The organism is Stenotrophomonas sp. Steno-Z1 (genome assembly GCF_056393175.1).
In genome coordinates, this window is record NZ_JBWJPB010000002.1 from 521209 (window position 1) to 536046 (window position 14838).

Consider the following 14838-nt stretch of genomic DNA (forward strand, 5'->3'; position numbering starts at 1 on the left):
CCACCACCGGTAAAATGGGATGCTCCCCCCGTCCTGCCGCCGCTCCCGGAGCCGCTCCCCATGCCATTTGATGCCAAGCCGGAAGGCGAGGTCGTGCCGGTCCTCGACCCGGGCTATCTGTCCATCCGCGCGCTGCGCAAGGAATTCGACGGCTTCGTCGCCCTCGACGATGTCAGCCTGGACGTGCGCAAGGGCGAGATCTTCGCCCTGCTCGGCGGCTCGGGCAGCGGCAAGTCGACCCTGCTGCGCTGCCTGGGCGGCTTCGAGACGCCCACCAAGGGCAGCATCGAGCTGGACGGCCAGCGCATCAACGACCTGCCGCCGTACCAGCGGCCGATCAACATGATGTTCCAGTCTTACGCGCTGTTCCCGCATATGACGGTGGAGCAGAACATCGCCTTCGGGCTGAAGCAGGACGGCCTGGCCCGCGATGCGATCCGCACGCGCGTGGGCGAGATGCTGGAGCTGGTGCAGCTGGGCAAGCTGGCCAAGCGCAAGCCGCACCAGTTGTCCGGTGGCCAGCAGCAGCGCGTGGCGCTGGCGCGGTCGCTGGCCAAGGGACCCAAGCTGCTGCTGCTGGACGAGCCGATGGGCGCGCTGGACAAGAAGCTGCGCTCGCAGATGCAGCTGGAGCTGGTCAACATCATCGAGACCTCGGGGGTGACCTGCGTGATGGTCACCCATGACCAGGAAGAGGCCATGACCATGGCCACCCGCATCGCGGTGATGGACGCCGGCTGGATCCAGCAGGTGGGCAAGCCGGACGAAATCTACGAGCAGCCGGCCAACCGCTTCGTGGCCGAGTTCATCGGGTCGGTCAACCTGTTCGACGGGGTGATCGACGAGGACCTGCCCGAGTACGTCACCGTGCGTACGCCGCTTTTCCCGGCGCCGATCTACGTGGCCCACGGCATCACCGGCTACGAAGGCCAGCCGGTGGCGTTCGCGCTGCGCCCGGAGAAGGTGATGATCGGCAAGGAGGAGCCGGCCGGGGACACCAACAAGGCACAGGGCGTGATCGAGGATATCGCCTACTTCGGCAGCCATTCGGTCTACCACGTGCGCCTGCCGAGCGGGGCCAAGGTGCTGTCCAACTTCGCCAACTCGCAGCGCTGGGCCAGCGACGGACTGACCTGGGGCGACAGCGTGTGGGTGTGCTGGCGCGACAACGACGGCGTGGTGCTCACCGCATGAACGCCGCCGGCTGGAAGCGTTGGCTCCCCGGTACCCGCGGCAGCGTGATCGCCGCGCCGTACCTGTGGCTGCTGCTGTTCTTCGCGGTGCCGTTCGTGATCATCCTGATGATCTCGTTCGCGCGCACGCAGGTGGGCTCGCCGCCGTACACCTGGCTGCTGGAGTACGTGGATGGCGCGTTCTCGCTCAAGCTCAGCCTGGGCAATTACGCGGCGCTGGTGAAGGACAGCCAGTACGTACTGGCGTACCTGAGTTCGATCAAGATCGCGGTGATCGCCACGCTGCTGACGCTGCTGATCGGCTACCCGATGGCGTATGTGATTTCGCGGATGTCGCCGGCCGCGCGCAACGTGGCGATGATGCTGGTGGTGCTGCCGTCGTGGACCTCGTTCCTGATCCGGGTGTATGCCTGGATCGGGATCCTGGACCGCAACGGGCTGCTCAACCAGCTGCTGCTGAAGCTGGGGCTGATCGATGCGCCGCTGCAGATCCTGTACACGCCGACCGCCGCCTACATCGGCATCGTGTACTGCTACCTGCCGTTCATGGTGCTGCCGCTGTACGCCAACCTGGTCAAGCTGGACAACCGCCTGCTCGAGGCCGCCTACGACCTGGGCGCGCGGCCGTGGCAGGCGTTCCTGCGGATCACGTTGCCGCTGTCGCGCACCGGCATCATCGCCGGCTGCATGCTGGTGATGATCCCGGCGGTGGGCGAGTTCGTGATCCCGGAGATGCTGGGTGGCCCGGATACGCTGATGATCGGGCGGGTGCTGTGGGGCGAGTTCTTCAACAACCGCGACTGGCCGACGGCCTCGGCGGTGGCGATCGTGATGCTGCTGTTGCTGCTGGTGCCGATCCTGCTGTTCAACCGGGTCCAGCAGCGTGAGCTGGAAGGGAAGCTGCTATGAGCATGGTGCGCGGCAGCCGCTGGTTGGGGTGGTCGGTGCTGGGGCTGGGATTTGCGTTCCTGTACCTGCCGATCCTGCTGTTGATGATCTACTCGTTCAACGAATCGAAGCTGGCCACGGTGTGGTCGGGCTTTTCCACGCGCTGGTACGGGGAGCTGTTCAACAACCGGCAGATCCTGGATGCGCTGTGGATCAGCCTGGAGGTGGCATTCTGGACGGCATGCGCGTCGACGGTGCTGGGCACGATGGCGGCGATGGTGATGACGCGGTTCAAACGCTTCCCGGGCAAGACGATGTTCGGCGCGCTGATTACCGCGCCGCTGGTGATGCCGGAGGTGATCCTGGGCTTTTCGCTGATGACGCTGCTGGTGGCGATGGGCGGCATTCCGGGCTTCCCGGCACGCGGGGTGACCAGCATCTGGATCGCGCATGTGACATTTACGCTGTCGTTCGTGACGGTGGTGGTGTCCTCGCGGCTGCAGGAGCTGGACCGGTCGCTGGAAGAGGCGGCCATGGACCTGGGCGCGAGCCGGTTGAAGGTGTTCTTCCAGATCACCTTGCCGATCATCGCGCCTGCCCTGGTCGCCGGCTGGTTGCTGGCGTTCACGCTGTCGCTGGACGATGTGGTGATCGCCAGTTTCGTGGCGGGGCCGAATTCGACGACGTTGCCGATGAAGGTGTTCGCCTCGGTGCGGATGGGGATCAAGCCGGAGATCAACGCGCTGGCCACGTTGATGGTGCTGGCGGTGTCGATCGCGGCGGTGGTGGGCTGGTTTGTTACCGCGCGCGGCGAGAAACGTCGCCAGCGCGACATGCAGATGGCGTTGCAGGACAAAGGGTAGGGTGGGGCGGCTGGTCTTTTCAGAGCAACAGCGGGGCGGATGCTGCGTTGGCGCTGGGGAGGGCCTCAAGAGCAGCCGGGCATGGCCCGGCTGTACCCGTTCAACGTTGTACTGATCCCACGGCAGAGCCGGGCCATGCCCGCCTGCACGCAGCCTCCGCGACCAACCCGTAGAGCCGGGCCATGCCCGGCTGCACACAGCCTCCGAACCACGACCAACCCGTAGAGCCGGGCCATGCCCGGCCGCACACAGCCTCCAAACCACGACCAACCGGTAGAGCCGGGCCATGCCCGGCTGCTCTTCGCTCCCCCTCCCAAAAAACGGCCGGCGCTTGCTCTCAACCCGGCCCCGGCCACATGCCCGGCTGCACGCAGCCTTCAAACCACGACCAACCGGTAGAGCCGGGCCATGCCCGGCTGCTCTTCGCTCCCTCTCCCCAAAAACGGCCGGCCGGCGCTTGCTCTCAATCCGGCCCCGGCCAACTGTCTGGGCACGGTGCGGGTGGGATGCCGGGACCGTCGGGCGCCATGGATGGCGCCCGCGAGCCTCCATGGGTGAAGGCGCATTGCTTGCGAGGCACCGCCTCGCATGCGACTGAACGCACAGCCGCCAGCGGCCGGGCCGGGCCGCGGAGCTGGATTCACGGCGTGTCCCGGCATCCCACCCGCACCGTGCCAACCGCACGCCAGTGAAACGTCGCTTTCTGCGTCCCACCCGCACCGTGCCAACCACACGCCAGTGAAACGTTGCTTTGTGCATCCCACCCGCACCGTGCCAACCACACGCCAGTGAAACGTTGCTTCCCGCATACACCCAAACCTGCGACCCCATGTCGCAACCCAAACAGCCTTCCCGACGCATCCGGCAACATCCGGCTCACAGGCCCCGGCGCACAATGAGCGCCTGTCTTTCGGAGTACCGCGATGACCGTTGAGATCGTCAACCCCGCCACCGGCCAGGTGACCTACCGCCACGAACTGCTCGATGCCGCGCAGATCGAACAGCGCCTCGCCGCCGCCGCCACCGCCTTCCCGAGCTGGTCCGCGCAGACCCTGCAGGCCCGCGGCGCCATCCTGCGGGGCATCGCTGCCCAGTTGCGCGCACGCAAGGGCGACATCCAGCAGGCCATGACCAGCGAAATGGGCAAGCTCAAGGCCGAAGCCCTGGCCGAAGTGGACAAGTGCGCCCAGGCCTGCGAGTTCTACGCCGACCACGCCGCCGACTACCTCAAGCCGCAGATCATCGACACCGAAGCCCAGCGCAGTTACGTCCGCTATGAGCCGATCGGCTGCGTGTTCGCGGTGATGCCCTGGAACTTCCCCATCTGGCAGGTGTTCCGCTTCCTTGCCCCGGCATTCATGGCCGGCAATGTCGCCCTGCTCAAGCATGCCAGCAACGTCCCCCAGTGCGCCGACCTCATCCTCGCCGTGTGCCGCGATGGCGGACTGCCCGAGGGTGTATTCGACGTGCTCCACATCGACAACGACCAGGCCGCCGAGGTGCTGCGCGACAAGCGCGTCAAGGCGGTCACCCTCACCGGCAGCGAGCGGGCCGGGCGTTCGATCGCCGCCAACGCCGGCGACCAGCTGAAGAAGTGCGTGATGGAACTGGGTGGCAGCGATGCCTTCGTCGTCCTCGACGATGCCGACCTGGACAAGACCGTCGCCGCCGCAGTGAAGTCGCGTTTCGACAACAGCGGCCAGACCTGCATCGCCGCCAAGCGTTTCATCGTGGTCGATGCCATCGCCGATGCGTTCGTGGAGAAGTTCGTGGCCGCCGCCGCCAAACGCGTCTACGGCGACCCGCAGGACGAGACGACCACGCTGGCCCCGATGGCCCGTGCCGATCTTCGCGAGGAGCTGCACAAGCAGGTACAGGCCAGCGTCGCCAAGGGCGCCACGCTGCTGCTCGGTGGCGAGCCGGTCCCGGGCAGCCACGCCGGTTATCCCGCCACCATCCTCGACAACGTGGCCCCCGGCATGCCGGCCTACGAAGAAGAGCTGTTCGGTCCCGCCGCGGCCATCCTGCGCGTGCGCGACGACGCGGAAGCGCTGCGTGTAGCCAATGACACCACCTTCGGCCTTGGCGGCAGCGTGTGGAGTGGCGATGCGGTGCGTGCGGAGAAGCTCGCCCAGCAGCTCGAATGCGGCGCTGCCTTCGTCAATGCCATCGTCAAGAGCGACGCGCGCCTGCCGTTCGGCGGCACCAAGCGCTCCGGCTTCGGCCGCGAACTGGCGGACCACGGCATCCATGAGTTCATGAACATCAAGACCGTCTACGTCGCCTGACCGGAGGCGCGCGGCCGCGCCCTCCACATCGGTAGAGCCGACCGTGGGTCGGCTCCCCCGAATTGGCAGCCTGCGCCGCGTGGAGCCGACGCTGCCGGGAGCCAGCCAACAGCCGGCACTACGGGGCGCAGGGAGTCGCCTGCCTCATAGCCAGTGGACGCGCTTGAACAGGCGGTACAAGCCCACGCAGACCGCACCCACGCCCACGATCATCGCCGGATAGGCCCACGGCTGGTTCAACTCGGGCATGTGGCTGAAGTTCATGCCGTACCAACTGGTGATCAGCGTCGGCGCGGCCAGCAGTGCCGCCCACGCGCCGAGTCGCTTCACCGTCTCGCCCTGGGCCAGCGTCACCAGCGACAGGTTCACGCTCAGCGCGGTGCCCAGCATTTCGCGCAGGGTGTCGATCACATCGCTGATCCGCACTGCGTGGTCATGCACGTCGCGCAGGTACAGTTTCACCTCGTCGGGCACCAGGTCGCCCTGGTAACGCTTGATCTGCGCCAGCATGTCCTGCAGCGGCGCCACGGCCATGCGCATCTTGTTGAGCTCGCGCTTCAACTCGTACAGGCGCACCACGGTCTGGCGCTTGTAGCTGTCCGAGAAGATGTCCTTCTCCAGCAGCTCCAGTGTCTCGCGGTAGCGCTGGGTGATGGGCAGGTAGTTGTCCACCACGAAATCGAGTACCGCATACAGGCAGTAGGACGGCCCCATCCTGCGCAGCAGCTCCGGCTCGCGTTCCACCCGCGCGCGCGGGGCCGCGTAGGACAGCGAGGCGCCATGCCGCACCGTGACCAGGAAGCGTGGGCCGAGAAAGGCGTGGGTTTCGCCGTACTGGATGCGCTCGTCCACCATCTGTGCGGTGGTGACCACCACGAACAGCGAGTTGCCGTACGACTCCACTTTGGGCCGCTGGTGCGCGTTGCGGGCGTCTTCGATCGCCAGCGAGTGCAGGCAGAATTCTTCCTGCAGCTTCAGCAGCACGCTCTCGGCCGGCTCGTACAGGCCGACCCAGACGAAGCCGTTGCCGCTTTCGATCACATCGCTGATCGCGTCCAGGCTGATGTCGTGGCGCTTGCCCTGGTCATCGTAGTGCACGCAGTTGATGACGCAGGGAGGATTGACGGGTGCGGTGGTGCTTTCCATGGGCAGCATCGTGCGTCAGCGGCCCGTGATGGACGGGTCACGACGCCCCAGCACCCAGGCCAGGGCCAGGTGCACCGGCAGCAGCAGCACGATCCATTGCAGGTTGACCTGCGCCTGCAGGCTCAACCAGTGCAGCACCAGGCCCAGCGCCGCCAGCAGCGCAACGGCCCACAGCAGGATGCGGAACCAGGCACGCGGAACGCGCCGACGCAGCAGGGTGATCGCGCCGGGCACCAGCAGCAGGCACAGCGGCGACAGCACCAGCAGATTGCGATTGGCCCACGCGGCCTGGTGTGCGCTGAAGCCCCACAGGTAGGTGAGCAGGGCGCCGGCGATGCCGCAGAACAGCCAAAGCGGCAGTGCGATGCCACCCAGCAGGCGCTGGCGCCGGCGCAGGGCCAGCACGCCGGCAGCGGCCAACAGCCCGCACAGCAGCCACGGCCACCAGTGGCGCGGCGCTTCCTTGGGTTCCGGGTCGATGTGATGCTCCAGCAGCTCGGTCTCGGCCATCACCAGCGGGCGGCCCTCGCTGTTGCGTGCCTGGCGCAGCGCGTCGGCCAGGCGCATCGGCACGAAGGCCTCCTGCCAGCGCGACAGCGGCTGGTCGGCGAACGGCCCTAGGCCGATGTCGAAGCCCAGCCACATCCACGGCGACGGCGACGCCAGCCGCACCGATTCGCTGCGATAGGTATTGCCGCGCGAGCGCCCGGACAGCTGCGCGTGCAGGCCGCCACCGAGCGCGCGGTCGATGGTGTCGCGCACCATCGTGGCGCAGTTGGCGGTGTAGTAATCGTAGCGGTAGCGCGCGTTCTCCGGCTTGGCGCGTTCGGCCAGCCCATCGGCCAGCGCCCGCGCCTGCGCCGGGGTCAAGTCCAGCCACTGGATGCTGGCGCCGCGCCCGCTATGCCGGTAGTAGGACAGGTCCTCGTCCAGCGGCAGGGCGACCAGGTAATACATCATCTCCCCGCGCATGAAGCGACCGACGAAGTCGGTCTCGCCCGGGTCGAAGTAACCGAAGTTGTAGGAGGTGGCCGTGCCGCTGGTCGGGTCCAGCACCACCAGCGCGTCGTGGCCGAAGCGCTCGAAGAACACTTCGCCCGGCTGCATGGTCAGCACCCCGATCTGCGGGACCGGCGCGGCGTCGGCGCTCGCGGCGGCGGCCGCCGGCGGTGGCACCGGGGCCGCGCCCTGCTGGGCCAGCGCCGCCAGGGGCAGGCTGGCCAGGGTGAGCATCCACGACAGGAACAGCAGGCGGCACGACGGCCACCGATTGAGCAGGGGCCGCATGGTGTGGATCAATCCTCGTTGTCCGTGTCCGCCGGCAGCACGGTCACGTGGAAAGCCTGTACGCGGCGCGCATCGGCGCGCGCCACCCGGAACACGAAGCGGTCCAGGCTGAGTTCGTCGCCGGTCTCGGGCAAGTGGCCGATCGCCTCGGTGACCAGGCCGCCGATGGTGTCGTAGTCGTCATCGGGGAAGGTCGCGCCGAAGCGTTCGTTGAAGTCCTCGATCGCGGTCAGCGCATCGACCACGTACTGGCCGTCGGCCTGGATGGCGATCTGCGCGGTGTGGTCCTCGGCCTCGTCGTGCTCATCGTCGATCTCGCCGACGATCTGTTCCAGCACGTCCTCGATGGTGACCAGCCCGGACACGCCGCCGTACTCGTCCACCACGATCGCCATGTGGTTGCGCGAGAGCCGGAACTCCTTGAGCAGCACATTGAGCTTCTTGGCTTCGGGGATCAGCACCGCCGGGCGCAGCAGTTCGCGCACGTTGGCCGGGCCGTTGTCGGCCACCACGCCGCGCAGCAGGTCCTTGGCCAGCAGCACGCCGAGGATGTCGTCCTTGTTGTCGCCATGCACCGGGAAGCGTGAATGGCCGGATTCGACCACCTGCTTCATCAGCTCAAGGAACGGCGCCTCCACCGGCAGCGAGACCATCTGCGAGCGCGAGATCATGACATCGCCCACGGTCAGCTCGGCGACCGCGATGGCCCCTTCCATCATGCGCAGGGTATCGGCGGCGATCAGCCCATCCTCCTGCGCGGTGTGCAGGACCGCCACCAGCTCGTCGCGGGTGTGGGGTTCGCCGGAGAAGGCAGAGGTCAGGCGTTCGAGCCAGCTCCGCTTCTTTTCATTTTGCTCCAGGTTGGAGCCACTACTGTCGTCTTCAGACATCTCTGGAAAAAAAGGCACCCGGCTAGCCGGGCGTTGGATTCAGTCTAGCAGGATGCGCGGCGCTGTCAGCGCCTGCCGCCCACGCCCGCATTCATGCCTTGGAAGGGACCGGCGGGGCAGGGGCGGGAGCCGGGGCAGCGCCGGGGGCCGGTTCCTCCTCCGGTGGCAGGTCCAGGCTGTAGGTGCAGCCGGCCAGGGTCTTGCCGGGGTGGGTCTTGACCGTGGACAGGCTCAGGATCACCGATTCGATCATCGGCTCGCCGGTGCGCGGGTCGGTGACATCGCGGCTGACCAGCTCGCGCCCGGCCATGAACTTGTCCGGGGTGTCCACCCCGTCCTCCAGGGCCAGCGATCTGGCCAGCGGGCGCGGGTCGGCCAGGTCGAGGATGGCCATGATGCTGGCCCCGGCCACCGCCACGTATTCGGTGCGCTGGCCGAACACGGTCAGGGGCGTGGCCAGGCGGAACTCGCTCATGAACTGGTTGGACTGCGGCAATGGCTGCAGGCCGGCGGCCACCGCCTTGAGCGGGTCGGCCACCACCGGGGCCACAGCGCTGTAGTCGGCCAGGCCTTGGCGGCATTCGATCAAGGCGGCCAGGTCCAGCGGAGCGGCCGGGGCGGCGGCCGGGAGCAGGGCCAGCAGGCCCAGGCAGAGGGTCTTCGAAGCAGTCATCGCAGGTCCGTGGGTCAGCGCCGTGGCGGCTCAGTGCTCGTTGGCGTAGGGGTCGTCGATACCCAGTTCGGCCAGGATGTCGCGCTCCAACTGCTCCATCGCCTCGGCCTCCTTGTCGTCCTCGTGGTCCCAGCCCAGCAGGTGCAGCACGCCGTGCACGGTGAGGTGCGCGTAGTGCGCATTGAGCGCCTTGGCCTGTTCGTCGGCCTCGCGCGCCACCACCGGGGCGCAGATCACCAGGTCGCCCAGCAGCGGGAACTTCACGCCCTTGGGCAGGCCTTCGGGCACCTCGGCCGGGAAACTCAGCACGTTGGTGGCGTAATCCTTGCCCCGGTAATGCCGGTTCAGCGACTGGCCTTCCTTGGCGTCGACCAGGCGGATGGCCAGGTCGGCCTCACGGATGCGGCCCTTGAGCGCGGCGGCAACCCACTTGCGGAAACTCACCGCCGAGGGCAGTCCGGCACGGGGCAGGGCGTAGCTGACGGCGACATCGAGGCGGATGGGACCTTTGGTCATGACGGGCAATTCCGGGTAATCAAACAACACAGGTGACAAGGTGGAAGAACGGGGTGCCATTTTCCAATCGATAGCTCTGGATGGCCATGGGGCGCGTTTCGCAACCGTTCTCGCCGGTAATGATGATCGCCGCTTCCGGGCGCCCACGCCCGTCCACCGTGACCATCGCCTGGCCGGCCTGCAACACGTGGCCCAGCAGGTACTGGGCATCAGCGATGTGTTCGCGTGGCAGGCTGCGGCATCCATGGCGGTCGGTGGCATCGGTATCCAGTCGGAGCAGTGCCTCTGCCCGGTCGCCCCAGATGCGCGCCATGCGGTCCTGCTCGTACGCTTCGCGCGGCCCCGGTCCGGTCGGCCGCGCGGCCACATAGCGCTGCAGCAGCGGCTCGGAAACGGCGACCGATACGCTGTTGGATACCCGCACCGACAGACAGGGCAGGGTGATGGTCTGCTGCGTGTCCACGCGCTGGGGCTCCGCAGGCGGGGGCGTGCCAACGTTCGCACCGGCGGTCGCCAGTGCGGCCAGTGCATAGCCAAACAGCAGCGCTTGCGCGGGCATGGTGCTTACTCGGCTCCCGGCTTGAGCTGCTGCAGGTCGCGGCGGTCATACGCGCTGACGATGCGTGCCACCAGCGGGTGGCGGACCACGTCGCGGGCCTCGAAGAAGGTGAAGCTCACCCCGTCCACGTCGCGCAGTACCTCGATCGCATCGCGCAGCCCCGACTTCACGTGCTTGGCCAGGTCGGTCTGGGTCAGGTCACCGGTGACCACCGCGGTCGAGCCGAAGCCCAGCCGGGTCAGGAACATCTTCATCTGCTCCACGGTGGTGTTCTGCGCCTCGTCCAGGATCACGTAGGCATCGTTGAGGGTGCGCCCGCGCATGTAGGCCAGCGGCGCGATCTCGATGACGTTCTTCTCCAGCAGCTTGATCACCTTCTCCACGCCCAGCATTTCATACAGGGCGTCGTACAGCGGGCGCAGGTACGGGTCCACCTTCTGGCTCAGGTCGCCGGGCAGGAAGCCCAGCTTTTCGCCGGCCTCCACGGCCGGGCGCACCAGGATCAGGCGCTGCACGCGCGACTCGTTCAGCGCCTCCACCGCGCTGGCCACGGCCAGGAAGGTCTTGCCGGTGCCGGCCGGGCCGATCCCGAAGTTGATGTCGTGGGTGGTGATCTGGTGCAGGTAGCGGGCCTGGTTGGCCCCGCGTCCACGCACCGTGCCGCGCTTGACCTTGATGGTCACGTCCTGCGCTTCGTACGCGCGTTCCACCACCTGATCCAGGTTGGCCTGGTTCAGGCGCAGGTGGATGGCATGGTTGTCGAACACCACCTCGCCCGCTTCCTTGTACAGCGCCTCGATCAGGATCTGCGCCTCTTCGGCGACGCGACGCGGGCCGGTCACGCGGAACACCGCGCCGCGGTTGGCGATTTCCACGCCGAGCTTGAGTTCGATCTGGCGCAGGTGCTCGTCGAACGGACCGGCCAGGTTGGCCAGGCGCTCGGTGTCTTCCGGGTCCAGGGTGAAGTCGCGTTGGGACAGTGCCGTCATTGCGTGTGGCGGCCAGCGGTCGAAGCGACCGGGCCACAGGATAGGGAAAGGAAGCACAGGGTAGCGCGCGGGTACGGTGGCCGCTACCGGGCCGGGTTCTCCACAGTGGCTGTGCAACGGCACCGCAGCAACCTGTGGATAGCCTGCGTGCGGCCTACTGCCGCAAGGCGTAGGCGCGCATGGTCAAAAAACAGCCACGCATGCCGCGTTCATCCACAGCCACTGTGGGTGGTTGCTGGAGAAACATGTGGATAAGCGAGCGCGCCCCAACGGTGGCAAGGGTTGCGGCGGCGTGATCATTTCATGACCATGCCCGCGTTGCGCTGACCCCGCCTTCACGGAGGTGTGCGCAAGGTGACGACGCATCTCCTCCGCCGAGGCCGACCGATGTCCAGGCATGCATGGGTGTCCCTCCGCTGGCTGCCGCTGGCCGCGATGCTCGTGCTGCCCGCGGCCTGTGCCGAGCATGACCCGGTTGCCTTGGGCACGCTGGAATGGGACCGCATCAGCGTGCCGGCACCGGCGGCGGAAACCATCGTGGCCCTGCAGGTGCGCGAAGGCCAACGGGTCCGCGCCGGCGCCGCGCTGCTGCAGTTGGAACCCACCCGCACGGCGGCGCAGCTGCAGGCATTGCAGGCGCAGGCGCAGCAGGCGGGCGAGGCGCTGCAGGAGCTGCGCAATGGGCCGCGCAGCGAAGACATCGCGCAGGCGCAGGCCACGCTGGGCGCGGCGCGCGCGCAGGCGGCCGATGCGTCGGCGTACTACGCGCGCCTGCAACCCCTGGGGCGCCAGCGCCTGGTGGCGGCCGCCGACGTCGATCGGGCGCGCGCCGCCGCCGGCAATGCACAGGGCGCGGTGCGCGCGGCCGAGCAGGCGCTGTTGGCGCTGCAGCACGGCACCCGGGTGGAACAGGTGGCGCAGGGCGAAGCGGCGCTGCAGGCCGCCCAGGCGCAGGCTGCCGCGCAGGCGGTGACCCTGCGCAAACTGGACCTGCTGGCCCCGCGCGATGGCTTGGTCGACGCGCTGCCCTACAAGCTCGGCGACCAGCCGCCGGTTGGTGCGCCGCTGGTGGTGATGCTGGTGGGTGAGCGCCCCTATGCCCGTGTCTACCTGCCGCAGGCACTGCGCCTGCAGGTCCGGGTGGGGCAGGCCGCGCACATCCAGTTGCAGGGCCGCGACGGCACGCTGTCCGGCCGCGTGCGCAGCATCCGCAGCGATCCAGGCTTCACCCCGTACTACGCCTTGAGCGGCGGCGATGCCGCGCGGTTGAGCTGGCTGGCCGAAATCGAACTGAGCGCGGACAACGACCCGGCACGCATGGCCAACCTGCCGGCGGGCATGCCCCTGCAGGTGCGGTTCTGAACACCGTGCCGCCTGCTGCTGCCGCTGCCGATGCGGGCCCTGGCCAGGGCGAGGACGCCCTCGCCATCCGTGCGCGCGGGCTGACCAAGCGCTTCGGCGCGCTCGTGGCGGTCGACCATGTGGACCTGAGCGTGCCGGCTGGCACGGTGTACGGGTTTCTCGGGCCGAACGGGTCGGGCAAATCCACCACCATCCGCATGCTGTGCGGCCTGCTCACGCCCAGCGAGGGCGACATCGACGTCCTCGGCCTGCGCATTCCCGAGCAGGCGGAAGACCTGCGCCGGCGCATCGGCTACATGACCCAGCGCTTCTCCCTGTTCGATGACCTCAGCGTGCGCGAAAACCTGGAGTTCCTCGCCGCCGTGCAGGACATCCCGCGCGCGGCGGCCCGCCAGCGCATCGACGCACTGGTCGAGCAGTACCACTTCCAGGACCGGCAGAAGCAGCTGGCCGGCACCATGAGCGGCGGCCAGAAACAGCGCCTGGCATTGGCCGGTGCGGTGATCCAGCAGCCGGAGCTGCTGTTCCTGGACGAGCCCACCAGTGCGGTCGACCCGGAGTCGCGGCGTGATTTCTGGGAAAAACTGTTCGACCTGGCCGACGCAGGTACCACCCTGCTGGTCTCCACCCACTACATGGACGAGGCCGAGCGTTGCCATCGCCTGGCCATCCTCGACCAGGGCGTGCTGGTCGCCGACGGCAGCCCGGCCGAACTCACCGCCGCCCTGCAGGGCCGCACCCTGGCGGTGATGGCCCGCCAGCCGCGCCAGGCACAGCGCCTGCTTGCCGGCCTGCCCGGGGTGCTCAGCGTGGCCCAGATCGGCAACACCCTGCGCGTGCTGCTGGCGCACCCGGGCGAAGGCGAGGAGCGGATCCGCCAGGCGCTGCGCGGCGACGGGCAGGGCGCGGAGGTGACGCAGGTGGCCGCCAACCTGGAAGACGTGTTCGTTTCGGCCACCCGCGGCCGCGAGGACGCGCCGGCATCGGTGCCGGCGCCATGAAGCCGCGCCGGCTGTGGGCGATCGTGCTCAAGGAGCTGCGCCAGATGCGTCGCGACCGCGTCACCCTGGCCATGATCGTGGGCATCCCGGTGATGCAGCTGGTGCTGTTCGGCTATGCGATCAACCTCAACCTGCGCCATCTCGACACCGGCATCGCCGACCAGGCCAATACCTCGGCCTCGCGCGCGCTGCTGATGGACATGGTCGCCACCGACGTGATCACCCCGACCCTGCGCGTGGACACCCCGGACGCGCTGATGCACGCGCTGCGCGAAGGCCGGATCAGCATCGGCGTGGTGATCCCGCCGGACTTCGAGCGACGTCGTTACGAGGGCCGCGAAGCGGTGCAGGTGCTGGTCGACGGCAGCGACACGGTGGTGCAGAGCGCGGCGGTGCAGTTGGCCCAGGTGCCGCTGCAGTCCCAGCCGCTGGCCAACGACCGGCCGCTGCGCGCCGGCGCGGTCGGCAGTGCCGGGCAGGTCAGCGTGGTGGCGTTCTACAACCCGCAGCGGCGCTCGGCGATCAACATCGTGCCCGGCCTGATCGGCATCATCCTCACCATGACGATGGTGATGTTCACCGCGGTGGCGATCGTGCGCGAACGCGAGCGCGGCAACATGGAACTGTTGATCGCCACGCCCTTGAGCAGCAGCGAACTGATGATCGGCAAGGTGCTGCCCTATGCGGTGATCGGGCTCATCCAGACCACCCTGGTGCTGCTGCTGGGCATGTGGCTGTTCGACGTGCCGGTGCGTGGCAGCGTGCTGGATGTCTACCTGGCCGCGATGTTGTTGATCACCGCCAACCTGGCGCTCGGCCTGCTCATCTCGACCAAGGCGCAGTCGCAGTTCCAGGCGATGCAGATGACGATGTTCGTGTTCCTGCCGTCGATCCTGCTGTCCGGCTTCATGTTCCCGTTTGCCGGCATGCCCCGCCCGGTGCAGTGGCTGGCCGAGGTGCTGCCGCTCACCCATTTCCTGCGCCTGGTGCGCGGCATCATGTTGCGCGGCGCGCGCTGGTGGGAGCTGTGGCCGGAGGTGTTGGCCCTGCTGGGCTTCATCGCGGTGATGATGACCCTGGCCATCCTGCGGTTCCGCAAGCGCCTGGATTGACCGGCGCCGCTGAAGGCCGGCGCTGCGATGCGCCGGCCTGCGTTCGACGTCGAGGTGCAGCCGGCCAGTGG

Annotated in this window: 14 protein-coding genes; 7 read left to right on the forward strand and 7 right to left on the reverse strand. The window is 68.1% G+C overall.

Going from position 1 to position 14838, the window contains the following annotated elements; genetic code table 11:
- Positions 1-60 precede the first annotated feature (60 nt).
- The 4 genes from AC06FD_RS09085 to AC06FD_RS09100 all read left to right on the forward strand — a co-directional run bounded on the left by AC06FD_RS09085 (position 61) and on the right by AC06FD_RS09100 (position 5232).
- On the forward strand, positions 61-1194 hold the full coding sequence (locus AC06FD_RS09085) for an ABC transporter ATP-binding protein (RefSeq protein ID WP_259204315.1): 1134 nt from the start codon (positions 61-63) through the stop codon (positions 1192-1194).
- Positions 1191-2102: an ABC transporter permease subunit gene (locus tag AC06FD_RS09090; RefSeq protein ID WP_478077608.1), complete on the forward strand. Its 912-nt coding sequence runs from the start codon at positions 1191-1193 to the stop codon at positions 2100-2102. The genes AC06FD_RS09085 and AC06FD_RS09090 overlap by 4 nt, the downstream gene beginning before the upstream one ends.
- Positions 2099-2944: an ABC transporter permease subunit gene (locus AC06FD_RS09095; RefSeq protein ID WP_259204322.1), complete on the forward strand. Its 846-nt coding sequence runs from the start codon at positions 2099-2101 to the stop codon at positions 2942-2944. The genes AC06FD_RS09090 and AC06FD_RS09095 overlap by 4 nt, the downstream gene beginning before the upstream one ends.
- A gap of 923 nt (positions 2945-3867) precedes the next feature.
- Positions 3868-5232 carry an NAD-dependent succinate-semialdehyde dehydrogenase gene (locus AC06FD_RS09100; protein WP_394164690.1) on the forward strand — a complete coding sequence of 455 codons (1365 nt, stop codon included), beginning with the start codon at positions 3868-3870 and terminating at the stop codon, positions 5230-5232.
- A gap of 144 nt (positions 5233-5376) precedes the next feature.
- Here AC06FD_RS09100 and AC06FD_RS09105 read toward each other — a convergent pair whose 3' ends face one another.
- The 7 genes from AC06FD_RS09105 to AC06FD_RS09135 all read right to left on the reverse strand — a co-directional run bounded on the left by AC06FD_RS09105 (position 5377) and on the right by AC06FD_RS09135 (position 11292).
- Positions 5377-6378, reverse strand: a complete 1002-nt coding sequence (locus AC06FD_RS09105; RefSeq protein ID WP_259204324.1) for a magnesium and cobalt transport protein CorA — start codon at positions 6376-6378, stop codon at positions 5377-5379.
- Between the two features lie 15 nt (positions 6379-6393).
- Positions 6394-7611, reverse strand: a complete 1218-nt coding sequence (locus AC06FD_RS09110) for a lipoprotein N-acyltransferase Lnb domain-containing protein (RefSeq protein ID WP_478077776.1) — start codon at positions 7609-7611, stop codon at positions 6394-6396.
- Positions 7612-7673: 62 nt separating this feature from the next.
- A complete protein-coding gene (locus tag AC06FD_RS09115; RefSeq protein ID WP_394164689.1) occupies positions 7674-8555 on the reverse strand; it encodes an HlyC/CorC family transporter in 882 nt (293 codons plus the stop codon).
- Between the two features lie 91 nt (positions 8556-8646).
- A complete protein-coding gene (locus tag AC06FD_RS09120; RefSeq protein ID WP_259204328.1) occupies positions 8647-9228 on the reverse strand; it encodes a hypothetical protein in 582 nt (193 codons plus the stop codon).
- Between the two features lie 30 nt (positions 9229-9258).
- Positions 9259-9744, reverse strand: coding sequence for an rRNA maturation RNase YbeY (ybeY, locus tag AC06FD_RS09125; RefSeq protein WP_259204330.1), 486 nt, complete (start codon positions 9742-9744; stop codon positions 9259-9261).
- A 19-nt stretch (positions 9745-9763) separates the two neighbouring features.
- Positions 9764-10303, reverse strand: coding sequence for a hypothetical protein (locus AC06FD_RS09130; protein WP_478077609.1), 540 nt, complete (start codon positions 10301-10303; stop codon positions 9764-9766).
- A gap of 5 nt (positions 10304-10308) precedes the next feature.
- The gene (locus tag AC06FD_RS09135) at positions 10309-11292 is read right to left on the reverse strand and encodes a PhoH family protein (protein WP_259204333.1); all 984 of its coding nucleotides are present in this window, start codon (positions 11290-11292) and stop codon (positions 10309-10311) included.
- Between the two features lie 387 nt (positions 11293-11679).
- Here AC06FD_RS09135 and AC06FD_RS09140 point away from each other — a divergent pair, with 387 nt between their 5' ends.
- The 3 genes from AC06FD_RS09140 to AC06FD_RS09150 all read left to right on the forward strand — a co-directional run bounded on the left by AC06FD_RS09140 (position 11680) and on the right by AC06FD_RS09150 (position 14767).
- The gene (locus tag AC06FD_RS09140) at positions 11680-12654 is read left to right on the forward strand and encodes an HlyD family secretion protein (RefSeq protein WP_478077610.1); all 975 of its coding nucleotides are present in this window, start codon (positions 11680-11682) and stop codon (positions 12652-12654) included.
- A 65-nt stretch (positions 12655-12719) separates the two neighbouring features.
- Positions 12720-13655, forward strand: a complete 936-nt coding sequence (locus AC06FD_RS09145; RefSeq protein WP_449335046.1) for an ABC transporter ATP-binding protein — start codon at positions 12720-12722, stop codon at positions 13653-13655.
- A complete protein-coding gene (locus tag AC06FD_RS09150) occupies positions 13652-14767 on the forward strand; it encodes an ABC transporter permease (protein ID WP_259204335.1) in 1116 nt (371 codons plus the stop codon). Before AC06FD_RS09145 ends, AC06FD_RS09150 begins: the two co-directional genes overlap by 4 nt.
- Positions 14768-14838: the final 71 nt, after the last annotated feature.